The sequence below is a fragment of the Devosia insulae DS-56 genome (genome assembly GCF_000970465.2).
In the GTDB taxonomy this organism is placed as follows: Bacteria; Pseudomonadota; Alphaproteobacteria; order Rhizobiales; family Devosiaceae; genus Devosia_A; species Devosia_A insulae.
Genome location: NZ_LAJE02000402.1, coordinates 1 through 17,777 on the forward strand (window position 1 = coordinate 1; position 17,777 = coordinate 17,777).

Consider the following 17,777-nt stretch of genomic DNA (forward strand, 5'->3'; position numbering starts at 1 on the left):
GTGTAGATCGGCGAGCTGACGCCGAGCAGCATCTGCAAGAGCACGTGGATATCGGTCGAAGGCTCCATGTCGCGGCCACGGGTGACATGGGTGACGCCCTGCGCGTCGTCGTCGATCACCACACTGAGGTGATAGCTGGTCGGCGTGCCCTTGCGCTGCAGCACCACATCGCCCCAGCGCTCCGGCCGGGCGTAGCGGATCTGCGGCCGATCGGCCGGGGTGGGGCCGGCGACGCTGTAGGTCAGCAGGCCGGTCAGCGCTACCGCCTCGTCGGTCCTCAGCCGCCAGTTCGCGTCGCGCCCTTCGGCAAAGCGCTGCTTCACCTCGGCAGGAGACAGATGCCGGCAGGTGCCGGGATAGAGCGGCGCGCCATCGGGATCGGCGCCACTCGACTGCGCAGCCAGTTCGGTGCGCGAGCAGAAGCAGGGGTAGAGCAGGTCGCGCGCTTTCAGCCGGTCGGCGGCAGCGCCGTAGACGCCGAAGCGCTCGGACTGCCGCAGCACCGGCTGTTCCCAGGTGAGACCGAGCCAGGCGAGGTCCTCGAAGATCGCCGCGGTGAATTCCGGCTTGCTTCGGGTTATGTCGGTGTCTTCGATGCGGAGGAGGAACCGGCCACCCAGCGCTTCGGCCCATACCGAGGTGAACAGCGCCGAATAGGCGTGCCCCAGATGCAGCAAGCCATTGGGGCTCGGGGCGAAGCGGAGGACGGGTCTGAGCATGACAAACTGCTAGCACGTAAGGATATTTCTTTGACAGACCGTCTCGACACGCCGGAGGCGCTGCAGCGCCAGCTCGGCGCCCTGATTGAGCTCGATCCGCGCCTCGGCGCCGTTGCCGAACGCGCCGGCACCTTTGAAATCCGTCGCTCGCCGGGCGGCTTCGAGGGCCTGGCGCGGATCGTTACCGGCCAGCAGGTATCGACCGCCAGCGCCGATGCGATCTGGGGCCGTTTTGCCCAGCTCGAAGGCGCGCTCGACCCCGTCGGCTATCTGAAGCTCAGCGAGACAGCGGTGCGGGGCGCCGGGCAGTCGGGCGGCAAGTACCGGACGTTGCGCGGGCTGGCCGAGGCGATCGCCGCGGGCAGTGTCGACTTCGCGCACCTTGCCGAACTGCCGGCCGACGAGGCGATCGCGGCGCTGACCAGGCTCAAGGGCATCGGGCCGTGGACCGCCGAGATCTATCTGATGTTTTCGGCGGCCCACCCGGACATCTTCCCGGCCGGCGATGTCGCACTGCAGCGGGCGGCCGAGTGGGCGTTCGGGCTTGACGGCAAGCCGTTGGTGAAGGACTTGATCGAGATGGCGCGGCGCTGGTCGCCCTACCGCTCCACTGCCGCATTGCTGCTCTGGCGCTACTATCGCGCCGTGCGGAACAAGGAAGGATTATCGATCTGATGGCCAAGCTCTCCGGCCCGATGCTGCCGCCCAAAAGCGGCGGCGCTCCGAAGCAGGCAGTGATCCTGCTGCACGGCTATGGCGCCGACGGCAGCGACCTGATCGGGCTCGGCCACCATTGGGGACCGCTGCTGCCCGACGCGCTGTTCATCGCGCCGAACGCGCCGACGCCTTGTGGCGGCAATCCATTCGGTTTCGAGTGGTTTCCGATTGGCCTCGACCGCGGGCATACCTGGGCCAAGGGCGCACCGGTGGCGCGTGAGGTGATCGTCACCTTCCTCAACGACCTGTGGGGCCAGACCGAGCTTCGACCCAAGGACACGCTGCTGGTCGGCTTCTCGCAAGGAGCGATGATGGCGCTGCATGTTGGGTTGTCGCTCGACGAGCCGGTCATGGGTGTGGTGTCGTTCTCCGGCGCGCTGATCCCGCCCGATGGCCTCGAAGCAGGTCTGAGGCCAAAGCCGCCGGTGGCGCTGGCGCATGGTGATCTCGACCAGGTCGTCGACCCTGATCAGAGCCGGCTCGCGGCGACAACGCTCACGGCGCTGGGATACGATGTCAGCTATCACCGTTCGGCGGGGACAGCGCACGGCATTTCCCCGGATATGCTGGATTTCGCCACGGCCTTCATGCTGGCGCAAACCGCCTGAATCGATTGATCGAATCGCGCTTCACAGGGGTGTCACAGTCGGCATAGAATATTGCTGATCATGACTGGCCGCGATTCCCGATCTGGGTGCGACAAGTGACGGTACATGTGTCGCTTGAGAATAGCCCCGCACTGGTGCTGAACGCCGATTTCAGGCCCCTCAGCTATTATCCCTTGTCGCTTTGGTCCTGGCAGGACGCGATCAAGGCGATTTTTCTTGATCGAGTCCACGTCGTCTCCAACTACGACCGGGTGATCAAGTCGCCGAGCTTCGAGATGCTGCTGCCCAGCGTCGTCTCGCTCAAGGATTACGTGCGGCCGGCGCGGCATCCTGCCTTCACCCGCTTCAACGTGTTCCTGCGCGACAAATTCCAGTGCCAGTATTGCGGCGCCCGGGATGAGCTCACCTTCGACCACGTGATTCCGCGGTCGAAGGGTGGCCGCACCACCTGGGAGAATGTCGTTGCGGCCTGCGCACCGTGCAATCTTCGGAAGGCCAACCGGCTGCCGCGCGAGATCAAGATGTTCCCGATGCAGGAGCCGTTCCAGCCGACGGTGCACGACCTGCACAATAACGGCCGGGCCTTCCCGCCCAACCACCTGCACACCAGCTGGCTCGACTACCTCTACTGGGACATCGAACTGGAGCCGTGAGGCTGGACGCCGGTAGCGCCAATAACTATTATTGGCTGGGTACCGACGGAGGCCGATATGGCAATCAGTGCAGATCTGGGGCCGAACCTCGAAGCCGTGGTCGAGGACCTGGTCAAGAACGGCCGCTACAACTCCAAAAGTGAAGTGCTGCGCGAAGGTGTTCGCCTGGTGCAGGAGCGCGAGGCGGAGCTCGCTGAATTCTACGCTTCGCTCGATCGCGGCATTGCCGACGCCAAGGCGGGCCGCTCCAAGCCAGCGGAAGAGGTGTTCGCCCGCCTGATTGCCAAGTACGAGGCTATGATCGACGCAGATGACGAACAAGCGCCGCGTCGTCGTCACCGCTGAGGCGGTCGCCGATATCGAAGCCATTGGCGCCTATGTCGCATCAGACAGCGCATACCAGGCCGCGCGACTGCTCACCGGGCTCAACCTGGCGATTGCGGACCTTGCGACCGCTGCACAGCACTATCCGGTTGTCATAACACGCGGGGAAGATGCAGTTCGGCGGCGGGTCGTGGGATCTTATAACGTGCTCTACTGGATAGTAGGGGACCGAGTTGAGATCGTTCGCGTCTTGCACGGCGCGAGAAACCTCGAGGCGATCCTGTTCCCCGAAGGCTAGCGCCTCCGGCCCTTCGCCAGCACTGTACGGAACATCATAACGAACGCCGCCCTGATCAGTATCCGGCGCCAGTTGGCTTACACCCATGGGTGGGTAGAGCACGGTCCTCGTCCCCCTCCCTGACACCTACCCACACGCCAGCATATCTAACCGATCAGTTAGCTAACCGATCAGTTAGGAACAGACGTGCAGCCCGACCAGCTCAGCCTCACCCTCTCGGCCATTGCCGACCCCACCCGCCGGGCCATCCTGATGCGGCTGATGGATGGTGAAGCGTCGGTCAAGGAGCTCGCCGCGCCGTTCGAGATGAGCATCCCGGCGATCTGCAAGCATCTCAAGGTGCTGGAGGGCGCGGGGCTGATCAGCCGCGGCCGCAACGCTCAGCTCCGGCCCTGCCGGCTCGAAGCGCAGCCGCTGCGTGAGGCGGTCGGCTGGATCGAGGAATTCGCAAGCTTCTGGGATACCAGCCTCAACCGGCTCGACGGGCTGCTCGAGCGGCTGCAGGCGACCGATGCAACGGCCAAGAAGAACTGAGGCGCCTATGGCCCACGACTCGCTGGAGCAGCGTGAACTCGTCATCACCCGCCGCCTCAAGGCGCCGCGCGCGCTGGTCTGGCGCACCTTCGAGGATGCCTACCTGCTGGCGCAGTGGTGGGGCCCGGAGAACTTCACCTCGGAGATCACCAGGCTCGAATTCCGCGCCGGCGGCCAATGGCATGTCACCATGCACAGGCCCGACGGTGGCGAGCACCCGGTGCGCTACCAGTTCGTCGAGATCGTTGCGCCGGAACGCATCGTCTACCGGCCGTGGCGCTCGTCCGAGGCCGTCAATCCGCCGCCGGGCTATCTGGCCACTCTCACTTTCGAAGCGCTCGGCGACGAGACGATCTTCACCATGCGCGCCGAGTTCGACAGCGCCGCACACCTCGCCGTCGCGATCGAGGGCGGTTTCTTTGCGGGGACCAACCAGGCTTTCGACAAGCTCGAACGGCACCTCGCAACCTACTGATTTCAGGAGGACCACTATGCTGAGGCGCACCCTCATGACCCTCGCCTTTGTCGCTGCGGCTCTTGTCGCAGCGCCCGTCATTGCCCAAACCGCAGGAGACGATCCGATGAGCACCCCCAGCAGCACGGGCAAGGTCCCGGTCGGCGGCGCCGAACTGTATTACGAGATCCACGGCGACGGTCCGCCGCTGGTGCTGCTGCATGGCGGGGTCGACCCGTCCCAGACGTTTGGCGCGCCGCTCGCCGCGATGGCGAAGACGCACAAGGTGATCGCCATCCACATGCGCGGCCACGGCTTCAGTACCGACACCGATGCGCCCTGGTCCTCCGAGCTGATGGCCGACGACGTTGCGGCCGTGCTCCAGCACCTGAGCATCGGCAAGGCGCGCTTCATGGGCTATTCGCTCGGCGCCGGCGTCGCGCTGCAGGTGGCGTTCCGGCACCCGGAGCTGGTCGAAAAGCTGGTGTCGGTCTCGGTGGATTACCGCACCGACGACGACTATTCCGAAGTCCGCGAGGCCTTCCGGCAATTGCCTGTTCATGCGGCGGAGTACGGACAGCAGCTCGCCAGTTCACCCCTCGGAGAGCTCTATCCCGACGTCGACTGGGAGCAGGTGTTTCGCAAGTCCGGCGAGATGAACGAGCCCGAGTACGACTGGACCAAGGAGATCAAGGCGATGACGGCCCCGACGCTGCTGGTCTTCGCCGACGCGGACTCGATCCGGCCCGAGCACATGGTCGAATTCTGGAAGCTGCTCGGTGGTGGTCAGCGCGACGCCGGGTTCGACGGCTCGCAGCGCCCGGCCAGCCAGCTGGCCATCCTGCCGGGCACCACGCACTACAACCTGATCCAGTCGCCGCTCCTCACCGAGGTCGCGGCGGCCTTCCTCACGCAGTAGCGGAAAGCTTCAGGCCTTCCGGCCCTTGAGCAGCACGGTGCCGAGCAACAGGACGATCGCCGCCGAGATCAGGGTGTTGGCACCGGCCAGCGTCACGCCGAACAGGCTGAACTGGATCTTGTCGCAGGGGACGACGCGTGCGGCGTTGATGTTGGTGAGGTCGGAGAAGCTGACATCGACGCCAGTGCCGGTGCAGGCGGTGGGGCCGGGCCAGAAGCCGTACTCGACGCCGGCATGGTAGCCGGCGAGATAGGTCGACCAGACGAAGGTCAGGAGTACGAGGACGATCCCGACATACCAGACGGCGCGCGGCAGCCGGTGCCACAGGATCAGGACCAGCGCCAACAGCGGCAGGCCCCAATAGTACGGCATGCGCTGCTCGAGGCAGAGCTCGCACGGCACCAGCCCGCCGAACAGCTGCGAGCCCCAGGCGCCGGCAATGGTCGCGAGGCCGAGGACGAAGGCGACCGTCGCGAGCAGGCGGGGACGGTCGTTGGCGAGGCTGGTGGTCACGATGACGCTCCTGTTCGGATCGGCGCCATAATCTCGGGCGCGGGGCTCAAGTCAACTTAACCCCGCTCACGAGATCGTCACTCGCCCGGCCCCTTGAGCCCAAGTTCGACCATCACCGCCCGGGCGTTCTCTGGCGCGTGTTCCTTATCGGTCGAGACGAAGAACGCAAATACGTCGCGCTCGGGCGGGTCATCCTCCGGAGCGGTGATATAGGTCCAGCCGATGGGGCGTCCCGCAGCGAGGTCCGCTAGCCACTGACCACGTTTGGTCCGCTCCTCGGTCGAGTATGCCTCGGCGCCGGGAGCGCCTTGCAAGCGGGCATAGGCGAAGTCAGCGGTCTGGTCGACGTAGATCCAGTCGCTGGTGTCCGAGACGACCAACGCCACATTGTACTTGCGCAACTGCTCGATGAATTGGGGCACGGCGAAGCTGTCGTGGCGCACTTCGATGGCATGCCGAACCCTGGTGATGCCGGTCACATCAAGGTAGGGCTCATTCTTCAACCCCTGGCTCCTGCCGGCCATCGCCAGCAGCGCTTCCGGCGTCTGCGGCAGCAGCGCCAGGAAGGCTTCCATCCGCTCAGGATCGTATTTGCTGTTGCCCGGCAGTTGCCAGCAGAACGGCCCGAGTTTTTTGCCCAGCGCCATGACGCCGGAAGCGAAGAAGTTGGCAAGCGGGATTTCGACATCCTTCAGCCGCTTGATGTGGGTCACCAATTGGTGGCCCTTCACGCTGAAGACGAAGCTATCCGGGGTCTGGCCGGCCCAGTTCTCGAAGCTCGCGGCCTTCTGGTGTGAATAGAAGGTGGCGTTGATCTCGATATTGCCGAGCCGGGCGCTCGACCAGGCGAGCTCGTCCTTCTGCTTCAGTCCGTCGGGGTAATAGCTCTTGCGCCAGGCCTCGAACACCCAGCCGGCCGTGCCGAGCCTGATCGTTCCTGCCATCGAATCCTCCGCGCCAAAAGTGATCGCCACTCTGCGTCGGCCCCGATTGTCAGTCCAGAGGACTGTGACTTAGTCTGACGGCGAGGGGCAAATTGAGGGGTGTGAACATGCGTCGGATATTTCTGCTGGCGGGCGTGGTGATGGCATTGGCGAGCCCGGCCGCCATGGCACAAAGCATCGGCGGCGACTACACCGTCGAAGGCACTAATCTCGACGGCTCGAGCTATGGTGGCACCGCCAAAATCGTGCTCACCAGCGAGACGACCTGCGAGATCTATTGGACCACCGGCCCGTCAACGTCGGAGGGCATCTGCATGCGCAACGGCAATGCCTTTTCGGCCGGTTACGTGATGGGCGAGGCGATCGGGCTGGTGATCTACCAGGTGATGGAAGATGGCTCGATGGAAGGGCTGTGGACCATTGCGGGTCAGACCGGCTCCGGCACCGAGAAGCTGACGCCGCAATAGCCCGGGAGGGCGGCGGGCGCCTGCATCGAAAGATGATTGGTGCCCCCCGCCGGACTCGAACCGGCACGCCTCTCGACAACAGATTTTGAGTCTGCCGCGTCTACCATTCCGCCAGAGGGGCACTCCGAGCGGGACTTGCCTAGCCCAAGCCTTACGCGGCATCAAGCACCTAGAGCGTTTCACCTGCACAGGTAATGCCGAAACGCTCCAGGGTTGTCGACTTTGCCTGCGGCGGGACGGCCAGAAGCCGGAGGGCACCAAGGTGGCGCGGCACCCTCCGACCAACCGCTCTGCTATAGGGCAGGGAGAGCGGTGGACCTGCTACCCCCGAGCCTTCAGGTAGGCATCCGCCTGCTTTTCCATTTCGGCCTGCAGCACAGTCAGCCCTGCCGCGTCAGCGGCGCTTTTGAGCTTGTCCAGTTGGGTATCGACGTCAGCCAAGCCGTGGAACAGCGGGTTGGCATGCTGGATGATGACGTTGTTCATCTGCGCCGCCTCCTGCTTGACCGCGCTCACATCGGGGATGAACGAGGCGAAGGTGTCGGTGGTGAAGTTGTCGTAATCCTGAGCCCAATCGAAAACTGCCTTCTCCGACTCGGTCATGAACGACGAGCGGCGCTCGAGGGCCGACCGCCACAGCAGCGCGTAGCCCGGGAAGGCGTACTGGCTGAGCTGGTTCAGGCTGTCGTCGCCAACCGCTTCCCAGTCGGTGCCTTCGATGCCGTATTCGATGAGGTCATGGTTCTGCTTCACCGAGAGCCAGTCCTGCAGCGCCAGGGCGCGGTCAACGTCGCCACCATTGGCGTTCACCACCACCATGTTGTCGGCCTGGAAGGTCTGCACCGGCTTGACCTCGCTGAGGGGTTTGCCGAACGGCATCACCTGGGCGAGGCTCGCAGTGGGAACGGCTTTGCGGAGGCCGACCAGCTGATTGCTGGCAAGGCCATCGGTCATCGACCAGATGCTGGCGATGCGGCCGGCCTGGAACTGGCTCTGAATCGTCGCACTGTCCGAGTTGAACGGGTCGGCATTGATGATGCCATCCTCGTGGTACTTGCGGATCTTCCTCAGCGCCGCGACTACGCCGTCATCTTCCCAGAACGGGATCGGCTTCGACGAGCCTGTGGTGGCCGCATCCTTAGCCAGGAGGAACCGCAGGCCGGAACCGGCGAACAGATACTGCATGCGGGTGGGATCTTCCCACGATTGCTGGTTGAACATGCCGGTGGGGGTCGGCACGGCCAGCACCCAGGTCGAGTTGGCGCCGATGCCGAACGGCGTCACCCCGTCCTCTTTTTCCTTGATGGTGTAGAAGTACCGCTCGAGCGTATCGAAGTCCCGGATTTCGCCGAAGCCGTGCTTTTCGGCCAGATCCTGGCGAATGCTGAAGTGCTGCACGCGGCCGGCGCTGTTGACCTGCGGGATGCCCCACAGCTTGCCGCCCCAGGAATTGGCTTCGATCAGCTTGGGAGCGATCTGCTTTTTGAGATTGGGCCACTTGTCGAGCTCACCGGTCAGGTCGGCGAGCGAACCGCTCTGCTGCAGCTGCGCCATGTTCAGCCACAGCGCCTGCAGGGCGGTGTCGAAACTGGCGCCGGCGGTGAACTTCAGCAGCGACTGCTGCCCGTAATTGCTCCAATTGATGAACTGCGCATCGAGGGTGAAGCCGTGTTCGGCGAGGAGTGCGGCATTGGCCTTGTCCAGCACCGCCTTCCAGTTGCTCGGCGCCTGCGACGGCAGAATGGTCAGCGAGGTGCCCGACAGGCCCGCGGCGAAGGCCTGCGGCATGCCGCCGGCGAGGGTGGCGCCAAAACCCGCCGCACCGCTGAGGGCGAGGAAGTGTCGGCGACTGAAGTTGCGTGTCATATCGGTATTCTCCTCCTGTTGTGAGCGGCTCTATTCGGGGGTGCCGCTATCCCTTGGTGGCGCCCAGGGTGATGCCCTTGACGAAGAAGCGTTGTGCAAACGGGTAGGCGAAGAGGATCGGGCCGACCGTCAAAACCGTCATGGCGAAGCGCAGCTGGTAGACCGGCGCCGCGGCCTCTGCGGCGGTTGCGCCAGGCAGCGAGGTGGCGTTGGTCACGTTGGCGATCAGGTTCTGCAGGATCAGCTGCAGCGGGTACTTGTCCGGGTCGGACACGAAGAGCAGCGCCATGAACCACTCGTTCCAGTAGGTGACGGCGTAGAACAGGCCCAGCACCGCCAGGATCGGCTTCGACAGCGGCAAGACGATCTGGAAGAAAATGCGCAGCTCGCCGGCGCCATCGATGCGGGCCGCATCGAGGATCTCCTCCGGCAACTGGCGGAAGAAGCTGACGGTGATGAAGACGAGGAACGGCGCCAGGAGGATCGGCAGGATCACTGCGAACCAGCTGTTGGAGAGGCTGAGCACCTGCGTCACCAGCAGGTAGAGCGGCACCAGCCCGCCGTGGAACAGCATGGGCACGTAGGCGAAGACGGTGAGCGGGCGGCTGATCCAGGGCAGCCGGCGAGCGATCACCCAGGCGAGCGTCGCCGTGCCGGAGACCGACAGGATCGTCCCGACCAATGTGATGAACAGTGAGGCGACATAGCCGTTGAGCAGCGACTGGCCGCCGAACAGCAGTTCATAGGCGGTCAGCGAGAAGGGGCTGGGGAACAGGCTGTAGCCCTGTCGCGCCAGCACCGTTTCGTCGGTGAACGAGCCGGCGACGATCATCCACAAGGGGATGAGGCAGAACAGCCCGAACAGGGTCACGACGATATAGCTGACGATGGTGAACGGCTCGGGACGGCGGCGGGCGCGGCGGCGAGCGGCCGGCTTGTCGGTCTCGCGCCGCGCCTCGCGCGCGTGCGGATCGAGAAGGCTCTCGTTGTAGCCGGTCGTGCTCATAGGATGCTGCTCTCTTTGTGGAAGCGGCGCTGCACCAGGACGGCGGCGGTGACGAAGAAAAACCCGACGACCGACTGGAACAGGCCGATCGCGGCCGTGGTGCCAAAGTCACCAATGGTCCTCAGGGAGCGGAAGACATAGGTGTCGATGACGTCGGTCGTCGGGAAGAGGATGCCGTTGTCCTGGACGATGGCGTAGATGGTGGCGAAATCGCCGAAGAAGATGCGCCCCACGCCCAGGACCAGCAGGACACCCAGGGTCGGCAGCAGCAGCGGCGTGGTGATCGAGAGCGCCATGCGCGCCCGGCTCGCGCCGTCGATCGCCGCGGCCTCGTAGACCTCCTCGGAAATCGACGTGATGGCGGCAAGGAAGATCACCGAGGTGTAGCCACCCAGTTGCCAGACCTTGACGATGGTCAGGATCCAGGGCCAGGCGCCGGGCTCGGTGTACCAACTGGGCTGCGGCAGATCGATAACGCTGAGCAGGTTGTTGAGTGCCCCACCGCTGCCGCCCACGCCCGACAGGATCACCTGCAGCATGATGGAAATGACGATGGGCGAGACGAAATACGGAAAGAAGATCGTCGACTGCATGAAGCGGCGGTAGAGGCTGCCGCGGATCTCATTGAGCATGAGCGCGAGGATCAGCCCGGCCAGCAGCGAAGCGCTGAGGAACAGGGCGTTGAGGAACAGCGTGTTGACGACGATGGTGAGGGCGTCGCCGCTGGTGAGGAAATAGCGGAAATTGGCAAAGCCGTTCCACGGGCTGCCGAAAATGCCGTCGCGGATGTTGAAATCCTTGAAGGCGACGACGAGGCCGGCCATCGGCCCGTATGCGAACACCGCAAACCAGGCGATCCCGGGCACTGCGAGCAGCAGCAGAACCAGCCCATCCCGCGATGACGGCCCACGCTTCAGCGCGGCCGGAACGATGGCTTTCCCTTGCACGATGCCCCTCCTCGGCATAGTGTGAAACTAGTTCATGTAACTAGTTTCTTGCACGCTAGGTGACGCGTCGACATGAGTCAAGGGAGGCTGTAGATGTCTTGGTATGGATGAGAACGAGAACGCTCCGAGGCCGACGCGCGCCGGGACCCGCGGGCCGGGACGGATGGTTCCGGTCAACCTGCGCGACGTCGCCGCGCATGCCCGGGTCTCCCTCGCGACAGCGTCGCGGGTGTTTGCCGGCAACGCCAATGTGCAGCCGGCAATCAAGGAACGCGTCCTCGCGTCGGCGGAAGCGCTCGGCTATGTGGTGAACGGGCTGGCGCGGGCCATGACCGGCCGCGGGCCACGCTCCATCGCCTTTGTGGTGCGCGCGATGATCGGCCCGACCTTTGCCTCGCTCGCCGCCGGCGTCGAGAGCGTCGCCGGCAAGAACGGCCACCTGGTGCTGATGTGCGCTACCGACGGCGACGAACAGCGCGAACGTGAATTGATCGGCGTGCTGCGCGAGCTCAGGGTCAAGGCGGTCCTCCTGGTCGGCTCTACCGAAACCGATGCCGCCTTCGACGAACGCGCCGCCGGCTATGCCCGCGATCTGGCGCAGGTCGGCGCGACGCTGATCCTTTGCGGTCGCCCGCCGATCATGGGGCAGGGCGATATCGTCAGCGTCGACTACGACCAGCGCAGCGGCATCGGCGCCGGCGTCGACGAACTGGTCGCCCTGGGGCATCGGCGCATCGCCTATGTCGGTGAGGCGCGCGGCATGACGACGGCCGAGCAGCGGCTTGATGGCTATACGGCCGCCTTGGTCCGCCACGGCATCACGCCCGACCCTGCGCTGATGCGGGTCGCCGCCAACAGTGAGGCCGATGGGGCTCGCGCCGTCGACGAATTGCTGCGCTCCGGGGTTGGCGCAACTGCCGTCGTGGCCATGACTGACAATATTGCTGTCGGGGCCTATCGGGCGGCCCGGGGGCAGGGGCTGACGCTGCCCGACGATCTTTCGATCATCGGTTTCGACGATGTGCCCGTGGTGGCTGACCTCACTCCGGGGCTCACCACGGTGCACCCGCCCTTCTTCGAGGTCGGCGTGCGCGCTGCAGAGATTGCGCTCGGCGTCGCCCCGGCGGCCGATGTGTTGCTGCAAACCCGCTTCATGCGCCGCGGATCAGCTGCACCCGTCTGATCGGGCTTGCCTTTCAGCGTGCGTGTAACTAGTTACATCGTTGGCATGATCCGAGGCAATGATGACGCTCACCTATGACGAAGCGAGTGCACGCACGGACGCGCGACCTCATGCATCGGTCGGCTTCATCGCCGTCATGAATCCACCCGAGCTGGCTGACCGGTTGTTCGGCCCCGGCTTCGAAGCGCTCCGCCGCGCTGGAGCGACGCCGCTGCATGTGCGCGCCTTTGCATCGCTGGATACGCCCGAGGCACGTGACGTTCTTCGCAGGGCGGAGGTGCTGATCACCGGCTGGGGCGCCCCATCGCTCAGCGAGGGGCATCTCAATGCGGCACCGCGACTGCGTTATGTCCTCCACGCTGGCGGCCAGGCCGCGCCGCTGCTACCGCAAAGCACCGCGGAGCGGGGTATAGAGGCCGCCAATGCCGGCTGGATCAACGCCATTCCGGTGGCCGAATTCACCGTCGCGATGATCGTGCTCGCCAACAAGGACACGTTCCGCGCCCGCCGCCTCTACTTGCGCCGCCGCGACCACATTGACCGGGAGCTGGAGTTCCCTGCTGCCGGCAATGCCGGCAAGACCATCGGCATCGTCGGCGCGTCACGCATCGGCCGGATGGTTATCGAGCGGCTCGGCGGGCTCAACGTCTCGGTTCAGCTCTACGATCCCTTCATCACCCCGGCCGACGCCACGCGGCTCGGGGCACGGCTGGTGTCGCTCGACGAAGTGATGGCAAGCAGTGACATCGTCACCCTGCACCCTCCGCTCAACGATGCGACGACTGGCATGATCACCGCACGCCACCTTGGCCTGATGCGCGATGGCGCGACGCTGATCAACACGTCCCGCGGTGCCATCGTCGACCAGGATGCCTTGATCCTCGAGCTCAGGGCCGGCCGGATCGAAGCCATTCTCGACGTGACGCATCCGGAAGTGTTGCCTGAGGACAGCGAGCTCCACACGCTGCCCAACGTCTTCCTCACGCCCCACATCTCCGGATCGATGGGGACCGAGATCCGCCGCATGGGCGAGCATATCGCCAGCGAGCTCAACCGCATCGTCGAGGGTCGGCCGCTCGCCTTTCCCGAGCCGCTGCGATGAGCGCGCTGCACAGGCTGGAGTTCAATCCGACCGCTCCCTGTCGCGGCACCATCGTCGCGATCCCCGGGCTTGCCGAATCGGCGGAGACGCTCGCCATCACCGCGGCGCACTGGGCCGGCAAGGGCTTTCGCGTGCTGGCAATCGATCCGCGCGGGCACGGTCAATCGCCGCGCTGGACCGAGGATCTGCTGCAACGCCACCCGGGTGACGTCATCGTCGAAGACATCCTCGCCGACCTCGACGAGCTGCTGTCCGGCGCCGACCACCCGCTGGTGCTGTTCGGGCATTCTGCCGGGGGCGCCGCCGCGGCTGCCATCGCCGCTAGCCTCGGCGCGCGGGTCAGCGCGGTGGTGCTGGAGGATCCCTTCTGGCGGCTGCCGGTCACCCCGTTTCAGGATCGCGAGGTCGCGGCAAACGCCGCCGTAACGCTCCGTCGCTGGCAGGCCCTTGGCGACGCCGAGCGGCAGGTCGAGATTGCCGAGCTGTTCCCGCGTTGGCCGCCCGATGAGCTTGCCGCGTGGTCAAAGGCGAAGGCCGAGACGGATGTCGCGCTAGTGGCGCAAGGCGATGTCATCCCCACCCGCGCCTGGCCGACCCTGCTCGGCGACCTCGCCGCCGCGGGCGTGCCGACGAGGATCATCACCGGGACGATCCGCATCGGCATCACCGCTGATCATCGCGCGATCATCCGGTCGCTAGGCGCTGAGGTGACAGTCGTTCCCGGCGCAACGCATTTCATCCGCCGCGACGACCGCCAGCTGTTCCATGCTCTGGTCGATGGTTTTCTCGACGAAGCGCTGCCCGCTTGAGAGCGGCGCGGGGATGCCGTGCGACAGCTCACGCGCCGACAGCGGCGATCATCCTGCCGAGCGGCGACGCCGGGTGCGGCACGTCGACGCGCATTTTGCCCAGCATCTCGTTGTAGAGGTGGATAACCTTGGTGAGTGGGGTGATCAGGTCGTCAATCGACAGCGCCGGGTCGTAGAGGCGCTCCACCTCGTCATACGCCAGGGGATAGAACTCGTCGCGTGGACGCACCAGGCCGTCGAGGCCGTGATGCTTGATGTAGTAGGAGACGGCGGCGGGGCCAACAGTGCCCCATGGCATCGCATGGAGAGGCTTTGGGAAGCCGAGCAGCCCCCGCAGCGAATTGAGGAGCCGGCGTCGCGTCGAGAACCACGGTGGAACGAAGCCGCGCCCGATTGCCAGAAGGTCCGCTAGAACTGGCGAGTTCTGCGGCAGCTTCAGCACCGCACCGTTCGCGATGCCGTCCGCTTCCCATCCAACGATGACGTCAGCATCCTCGATCGGGCGCACGCAATAGCAGTCGCAGTCGACGTAAAGGCCAAGGCCTGCAGCGAGGATACGAAAGCGGATGAGGTCGGACATCAGGGCGTAGCGTCCCGGCCGATCGTATTCGGCCAGCGCGATCCGCGGCAGCAATGCGTTCGCGTCGGACAGTTGGACGCCGGCCGGAATGTCGGATGGCACGTCGTAGGCGTGCAGCACGACCCGATGTCCGACGGTGAGGAACGAGGCGAGGCACGCGGCGTGAATTTGGCCAAGGCTGGGGCCAGTCCAGAAAGCGTTAACAACTGGCAGCAATAGACTTTCTCCGCCCGGAAACAGATGCAATAGCCTCGCCCGGGACGGTCCTCTTATCCTCAACCTGCGCGGGCGACAACGTGGTCAATCTTAAGCCCGTGAGGGCGGCGTTTCGCTCCCTGACCAGGCGTCACCTCACTGGCCGCACCATCGATATCCCCGGGGTGATCGTGACCTGGTACGGCAGTTTCGGGGCGCGGAACGGCGCAACGCTTGGCGACCTGATGGCAGTTGACAACTTTTCGCAGGACCTGCGCGCCGCCGGCGTGGAACACGCGGTGATCAGCGGGCAGATGGATTGGTCTGGGCACTTGCGCGTCGAATCGCCATTCATGCTCAAGCCCAAAGCGCGGGCCCTGGTGTTCGTTTGCGGGCCGCTGACCAACGACCCCCACTTGGTCGATGTTCTCGCGGTACATCGTAACGCGCGCAAGCTTGCTGTCGGGGTCAGCGTTCTTGCCCAGCAGCCCGGGATCGTCGATCGGTTCGATGTCGTGGTGGCACGAGACGGCACCGACAGCGCGACGTTCGACCTTGCGGTAAGTTCTGTCGTGCCGCCGACGGTGCAGCCACATCTGCGAACGGTCGGCCTCTGCTTTCGCGGCGCTCAACAAGAGTACGGGACGGCGTCGCTGCACGATCGAGCCGAGGGTTTGTTGCGGGAGCTGGCGGCGAAACGTGGGTTAGATGTCCGGATCATCGATACGGTGCTGCGGCCAGACAATACGCCCACGGATATCCGTAACGCGTTCGCTGCGGTGGATTGCGTATTCACCACTCGGATGCACGGCGCATTGCTTTCTCTCGCCGCTGGCAAGCCGGTCCTTGCAGTGGATCAGGTGCCGGGCTCGGCAAAGGTGCTGAGCGTCGTCGGTGCTACCGGGTGGCCGTTCCTCTATCGCGCCGATGACGTCGAACTGGCCGAGCTTGAGCGCGACCTGCTGCACCTTGAGGCGAGCCCAATCGTTAACGAAATCTCCCGCGCCCAGAGCAGGATGCTGGAGCTATCTCGCGACGCTCGGGCCCAAGGGGTCGCCGCTCTGCAACGGCTGCTGCGTCAGACGACAGGTGGCACGAAAGGATAGTCGATGTCGCGTCGCGGCGGCAGATCTTCGCCGGGAACCTGCTGTGCGGCGGTTTCGATCTCTTCGCCATGCGGTACCGCTTCGATGCCCTCGGCGTGCCTGAGGATGGCGGCGGCCGGGCCGGCATGGGCTTCGTCGACGCGGGCGCTGACGATGGCGCCACCGCGCTCGAGTTTTTCGGCAATCACCTTGGCCTCGGTTTCAGGGACACCGGCGCCGGTGAGCGCGCCGATCAGGCCGCCGGTCGCGGCGCCGACGCCGGCCCCGGCAAAGGCGCCGATGGCGGTGGCGAACAGCCAGCCGGCGGCGACCACCGGGCCAAGGCCCGGGATGGAAATGATGCCGAGACCGGCGAGCAGGCCGCCGGCGGCGCCCAACCCGGCGCCGACTTCGGCGCCGGTGGTGGCGCCTTCGCCGACCTCGTCGGGTTCGAAGTCGGGCGGGGTGTTGGCGACAAAGCTGATGTCGGTATGGGCAATGCCGGCCTCGTGCAGGGCATGTACGGCGGCGGCGGCATGCTCGTAGCTGTCGAACTGTCCGATGATGGTCTGCATTTGACCCTCCTTGCTGGCGCTACAACGAGCGAGGAGGTGCCCCTGTTCCCTGATGCGCCCTTATGCGCCCAGTGCCAGGCGAGCGAGGTAGACCGCCAGCACGCCGCTCAGCATGGCGGCAAACAGGTTCCGGCTGACAAGATAGACCAGCGCTGTGACCGCGGCGGCGATGGCTTCGGCGGCGCCGCCGGCGAGAATCGCCGGGGCAACCAGCGCCGCCAGCACGGCGCCCGGCACATGCTTCATCCAGCTGGCAACGAAGCCGGTGGTGGGCAACCGGTTGGCGAGCAGCAGCCCGCCAGCGCGGATGGCAAAGGTCACCGCGGCCATGCCGAGAATGGCGATCAGCGCTTCAAGCGACATGGCGGCGCTCCCTGATGGTCTCGGCCAGGGCGCCGGCAAAGCTGCCGACGAGGCCGCCGACGATGATGTACCAGTTCCCCTCGATCAGCTTCGAGGTGAGGATGGCGGCGAGCGCGCCGACGATCCACGGCACCAGGTCGCCGCGACCGCGCCACATGCCGAGCAGCAAAGCGAGGAAGGTGGCGGTGAAGGCGAAATCGAGCCCATACTTGGTGGGATCATCGATGAACGCCCCGAGCACCCGGCCGCAAAGCGTTGAGCCCATCCAGGCGAACCAGCTGAGCACGCCCGTACCGATAAGGAAGGCGACGCTGCCGGTGCCCTTCCGGACCTCGGCCATGGTCATCGCCCATTGCTCGTCGGAGACAAAGAACATGGCGCCCAGCTGTTTGGGCAGCGACAGGTGGCCGACCAGTGGGCGCAGCGTCGCCGACATCAGCAGCATGCGGAGGTTGACGATGCCGGCGGCGATGACGATCGACAGCACCGGCAGGGCGCCCGGCGTCCACATGTCGAGCGCCACGAACTGGCTGGCGCCAGCAAAGACCAGCCCGCTCATCAGCGCCACTTCGAGGACGCTCAGACCGGCCTGGCCGGCGAGCACGCCCCACACCACGCCATAGGCGGCGATGGAGATGGCGACGGGCAGGAACATACGGACGCCGAGCCAGAACTGCGCGGGTACGCTATGGGGAGCGGGGGCATGCATGGGCGGGGACGCTACATCAGGTTGGTTGGGTGGCGCGATGACATCTGGTGATCGACCCCATTCATCGCAATGATCGAGCCAGAAGTTCACGCGAGCGGGATGCGATCGCTTCCCTCCCCCTTGAGGGGAGGGATTGAGGGTGGGGGTGGTGCGGTGATCACCGATGGACCCCCACCCCCAGCCCCTCCCCTCAAGGGGGAGGGGAGC

Annotated in this window: 23 protein-coding genes and 1 tRNA gene; 13 read left to right on the top strand and 11 right to left on the bottom strand. The window is 65.4% G+C overall.

Going from position 1 to position 17,777, the window contains the following annotated elements:
- On the bottom strand, window positions 1-719 hold a 719-nt coding region (gene gluQRS, locus VW23_RS27480; protein ID WP_084646550.1), incomplete at its 3' end, for a tRNA glutamyl-Q(34) synthetase GluQRS.
- A gap of 30 nt (window positions 720-749) precedes the next feature.
- Between gluQRS and VW23_RS27485 the strand changes: the two genes are divergently transcribed.
- From VW23_RS27485 to VW23_RS27520, 8 genes are all read left to right on the top strand, one after another.
- Window positions 750-1,394 (top strand): DNA-3-methyladenine glycosylase family protein, encoded by a 645-nt coding sequence (locus VW23_RS27485; protein WP_244513753.1) that lies wholly within the window; start codon window positions 750-752, stop codon window positions 1,392-1,394.
- A complete protein-coding gene (locus tag VW23_RS27490; RefSeq protein ID WP_069912663.1) occupies window positions 1,394-2,044 on the top strand; it encodes an alpha/beta hydrolase in 651 nt (216 codons plus the stop codon). The genes VW23_RS27485 and VW23_RS27490 overlap by 1 nt, the downstream gene beginning before the upstream one ends.
- A 95-nt stretch (window positions 2,045-2,139) precedes the next feature.
- Complete coding sequence (locus VW23_RS27495; protein ID WP_055886637.1) at window positions 2,140-2,697, top strand: HNH endonuclease; 558 nt, start codon at window positions 2,140-2,142, stop codon at window positions 2,695-2,697.
- Window positions 2,698-2,754: 57 nt separating this feature from the next.
- On the top strand, window positions 2,755-3,042 hold the full coding sequence (locus tag VW23_RS27500) for a type II toxin-antitoxin system ParD family antitoxin (protein WP_069912664.1): 288 nt from the start codon (window positions 2,755-2,757) through the stop codon (window positions 3,040-3,042).
- Window positions 3,008-3,319 (top strand): type II toxin-antitoxin system RelE/ParE family toxin, encoded by a 312-nt coding sequence (locus VW23_RS27505; protein ID WP_069912665.1) that lies wholly within the window; start codon window positions 3,008-3,010, stop codon window positions 3,317-3,319. Before VW23_RS27500 ends, VW23_RS27505 begins: the two co-directional genes overlap by 35 nt.
- Window positions 3,320-3,505: 186 nt before the next feature.
- Window positions 3,506-3,853 (top strand): ArsR/SmtB family transcription factor, encoded by a 348-nt coding sequence (locus VW23_RS27510; protein WP_084646543.1) that lies wholly within the window; start codon window positions 3,506-3,508, stop codon window positions 3,851-3,853.
- A gap of 7 nt (window positions 3,854-3,860) precedes the next feature.
- Complete coding sequence (locus VW23_RS27515) at window positions 3,861-4,328, top strand: SRPBCC domain-containing protein (protein ID WP_069912666.1); 468 nt, start codon at window positions 3,861-3,863, stop codon at window positions 4,326-4,328.
- 106 nt (window positions 4,329-4,434) lie between these two features.
- Window positions 4,435-5,226 carry an alpha/beta fold hydrolase gene (locus VW23_RS27520; protein ID WP_084646545.1) on the top strand — a complete coding sequence of 264 codons (792 nt, stop codon included), beginning with the start codon at window positions 4,435-4,437 and terminating at the stop codon, window positions 5,224-5,226.
- Window positions 5,227-5,235: 9 nt separating this feature from the next.
- Here VW23_RS27520 and VW23_RS27525 read toward each other — a convergent pair whose 3' ends face one another.
- On the bottom strand, window positions 5,236-5,739 hold the full coding sequence (locus tag VW23_RS27525; RefSeq protein WP_176730509.1) for a disulfide bond formation protein B: 504 nt from the start codon (window positions 5,737-5,739) through the stop codon (window positions 5,236-5,238).
- 77 nt (window positions 5,740-5,816) lie between these two features.
- Window positions 5,817-6,683, bottom strand: a complete 867-nt coding sequence (locus VW23_RS27530) for a DUF72 domain-containing protein (protein WP_069912668.1) — start codon at window positions 6,681-6,683, stop codon at window positions 5,817-5,819.
- 107 nt (window positions 6,684-6,790) lie between these two features.
- Between VW23_RS27530 and VW23_RS27535 the strand changes: the two genes are divergently transcribed.
- Window positions 6,791-7,150 (top strand): hypothetical protein, encoded by a 360-nt coding sequence (locus VW23_RS27535; protein WP_069912669.1) that lies wholly within the window; start codon window positions 6,791-6,793, stop codon window positions 7,148-7,150.
- 37 nt (window positions 7,151-7,187) lie between these two features.
- On the opposite strand, the gene VW23_RS27540 is transcribed toward VW23_RS27535, so the two are convergent.
- The 4 genes from VW23_RS27540 to VW23_RS27555 form a co-directional block, all read right to left on the bottom strand.
- Window positions 7,188-7,271 (bottom strand) — tRNA-Leu (locus tag VW23_RS27540).
- Window positions 7,272-7,471: 200 nt separating this feature from the next.
- Window positions 7,472-9,016, bottom strand: coding sequence for an extracellular solute-binding protein (locus VW23_RS27545; protein ID WP_069912670.1), 1,545 nt, complete (start codon window positions 9,014-9,016; stop codon window positions 7,472-7,474).
- A gap of 46 nt (window positions 9,017-9,062) precedes the next feature.
- Complete coding sequence (locus tag VW23_RS27550) at window positions 9,063-10,022, bottom strand: carbohydrate ABC transporter permease (protein WP_084646546.1); 960 nt, start codon at window positions 10,020-10,022, stop codon at window positions 9,063-9,065.
- The gene (locus VW23_RS27555) at window positions 10,019-10,969 is read right to left on the bottom strand and encodes an ABC transporter permease subunit (protein WP_176730510.1); all 951 of its coding nucleotides are present in this window, start codon (window positions 10,967-10,969) and stop codon (window positions 10,019-10,021) included. The genes VW23_RS27550 and VW23_RS27555 overlap by 4 nt, the downstream gene beginning before the upstream one ends.
- Window positions 10,970-11,132: 163 nt before the next feature.
- Between VW23_RS27555 and VW23_RS27560 the strand changes: the two genes are divergently transcribed.
- The 3 genes from VW23_RS27560 to VW23_RS27570 are packed head-to-tail and all read left to right on the top strand — an operon-like array spanning window position 11,133 to window position 14,063.
- Window positions 11,133-12,152, top strand: coding sequence for a LacI family DNA-binding transcriptional regulator (locus tag VW23_RS27560; protein ID WP_069912671.1), 1,020 nt, complete (start codon window positions 11,133-11,135; stop codon window positions 12,150-12,152).
- A gap of 58 nt (window positions 12,153-12,210) precedes the next feature.
- Complete coding sequence (locus VW23_RS27565; protein ID WP_141728529.1) at window positions 12,211-13,254, top strand: hydroxyacid dehydrogenase; 1,044 nt, start codon at window positions 12,211-12,213, stop codon at window positions 13,252-13,254.
- A complete protein-coding gene (locus VW23_RS27570; RefSeq protein WP_069912672.1) occupies window positions 13,251-14,063 on the top strand; it encodes an alpha/beta hydrolase in 813 nt (270 codons plus the stop codon). The genes VW23_RS27565 and VW23_RS27570 overlap by 4 nt, the downstream gene beginning before the upstream one ends.
- A gap of 28 nt (window positions 14,064-14,091) precedes the next feature.
- On the opposite strand, the gene VW23_RS27575 is transcribed toward VW23_RS27570, so the two are convergent.
- Window positions 14,092-14,859, bottom strand: a complete 768-nt coding sequence (locus VW23_RS27575; protein WP_141728530.1) for a glycosyltransferase family 32 protein — start codon at window positions 14,857-14,859, stop codon at window positions 14,092-14,094.
- A gap of 80 nt (window positions 14,860-14,939) precedes the next feature.
- Here VW23_RS27575 and VW23_RS27580 point away from each other — a divergent pair, with 80 nt between their 5' ends.
- On the top strand, window positions 14,940-15,944 hold the full coding sequence (locus VW23_RS27580; protein ID WP_069912673.1) for a polysaccharide pyruvyl transferase family protein: 1,005 nt from the start codon (window positions 14,940-14,942) through the stop codon (window positions 15,942-15,944).
- On the opposite strand, the gene VW23_RS27585 is transcribed toward VW23_RS27580, so the two are convergent.
- From VW23_RS27585 to VW23_RS27595, 3 genes are read right to left on the bottom strand one after another with little or no spacing between them, the layout of a single operon-like run.
- Window positions 15,917-16,498 carry a hypothetical protein gene (locus VW23_RS27585; protein WP_069912674.1) on the bottom strand — a complete coding sequence of 194 codons (582 nt, stop codon included), beginning with the start codon at window positions 16,496-16,498 and terminating at the stop codon, window positions 15,917-15,919. The genes VW23_RS27580 and VW23_RS27585 overlap by 28 nt on opposite strands.
- 60 nt (window positions 16,499-16,558) lie before the next feature.
- Window positions 16,559-16,861: an AzlD domain-containing protein gene (locus tag VW23_RS27590; protein WP_069912675.1), complete on the bottom strand. Its 303-nt coding sequence runs from the start codon at window positions 16,859-16,861 to the stop codon at window positions 16,559-16,561.
- On the bottom strand, window positions 16,851-17,516 hold the full coding sequence (locus tag VW23_RS27595) for an AzlC family ABC transporter permease (RefSeq protein ID WP_069912676.1): 666 nt from the start codon (window positions 17,514-17,516) through the stop codon (window positions 16,851-16,853). The genes VW23_RS27590 and VW23_RS27595 overlap by 11 nt, the downstream gene beginning before the upstream one ends.
- Window positions 17,517-17,777: the final 261 nt, after the last annotated feature.

Coding starts and splice junctions, on each gene's coding strand:
- VW23_RS27560 (WP_069912671.1), top strand. CDS start 11,133: ATGGTTCCGGTCAACCTGCGCGACGTCGCCGCGCATGCCCGGGTCTCC.
- VW23_RS27545 (WP_069912670.1), bottom strand. CDS start 9,016: ATGACACGCAACTTCAGTCGCCGACACTTCCTCGCCCTCAGCGGTGCG.
- VW23_RS27535 (WP_069912669.1), top strand. CDS start 6,791: ATGCGTCGGATATTTCTGCTGGCGGGCGTGGTGATGGCATTGGCGAGC.
- VW23_RS27505 (WP_069912665.1), top strand. CDS start 3,008: ATGACGAACAAGCGCCGCGTCGTCGTCACCGCTGAGGCGGTCGCCGAT.
- VW23_RS27585 (WP_069912674.1), bottom strand. CDS start 16,498: ATGCAGACCATCATCGGACAGTTCGACAGCTACGAGCATGCCGCCGCC.
- VW23_RS27530 (WP_069912668.1), bottom strand. CDS start 6,683: ATGGCAGGAACGATCAGGCTCGGCACGGCCGGCTGGGTGTTCGAGGCC.
- VW23_RS27550 (WP_084646546.1), bottom strand. CDS start 10,022: ATGAGCACGACCGGCTACAACGAGAGCCTTCTCGATCCGCACGCGCGC.
- VW23_RS27570 (WP_069912672.1), top strand. CDS start 13,251: ATGAGCGCGCTGCACAGGCTGGAGTTCAATCCGACCGCTCCCTGTCGC.
- VW23_RS27565 (WP_141728529.1), top strand. CDS start 12,211: ATGATGACGCTCACCTATGACGAAGCGAGTGCACGCACGGACGCGCGA.
- VW23_RS27500 (WP_069912664.1), top strand. CDS start 2,755: ATGGCAATCAGTGCAGATCTGGGGCCGAACCTCGAAGCCGTGGTCGAG.
- VW23_RS27490 (WP_069912663.1), top strand. CDS start 1,394: ATGGCCAAGCTCTCCGGCCCGATGCTGCCGCCCAAAAGCGGCGGCGCT.
- VW23_RS27520 (WP_084646545.1), top strand. CDS start 4,435: ATGAGCACCCCCAGCAGCACGGGCAAGGTCCCGGTCGGCGGCGCCGAA.
- VW23_RS27515 (WP_069912666.1), top strand. CDS start 3,861: ATGGCCCACGACTCGCTGGAGCAGCGTGAACTCGTCATCACCCGCCGC.
- VW23_RS27590 (WP_069912675.1), bottom strand. CDS start 16,861: ATGTCGCTTGAAGCGCTGATCGCCATTCTCGGCATGGCCGCGGTGACC.
- VW23_RS27595 (WP_069912676.1), bottom strand. CDS start 17,516: ATGTTCCTGCCCGTCGCCATCTCCATCGCCGCCTATGGCGTGGTGTGG.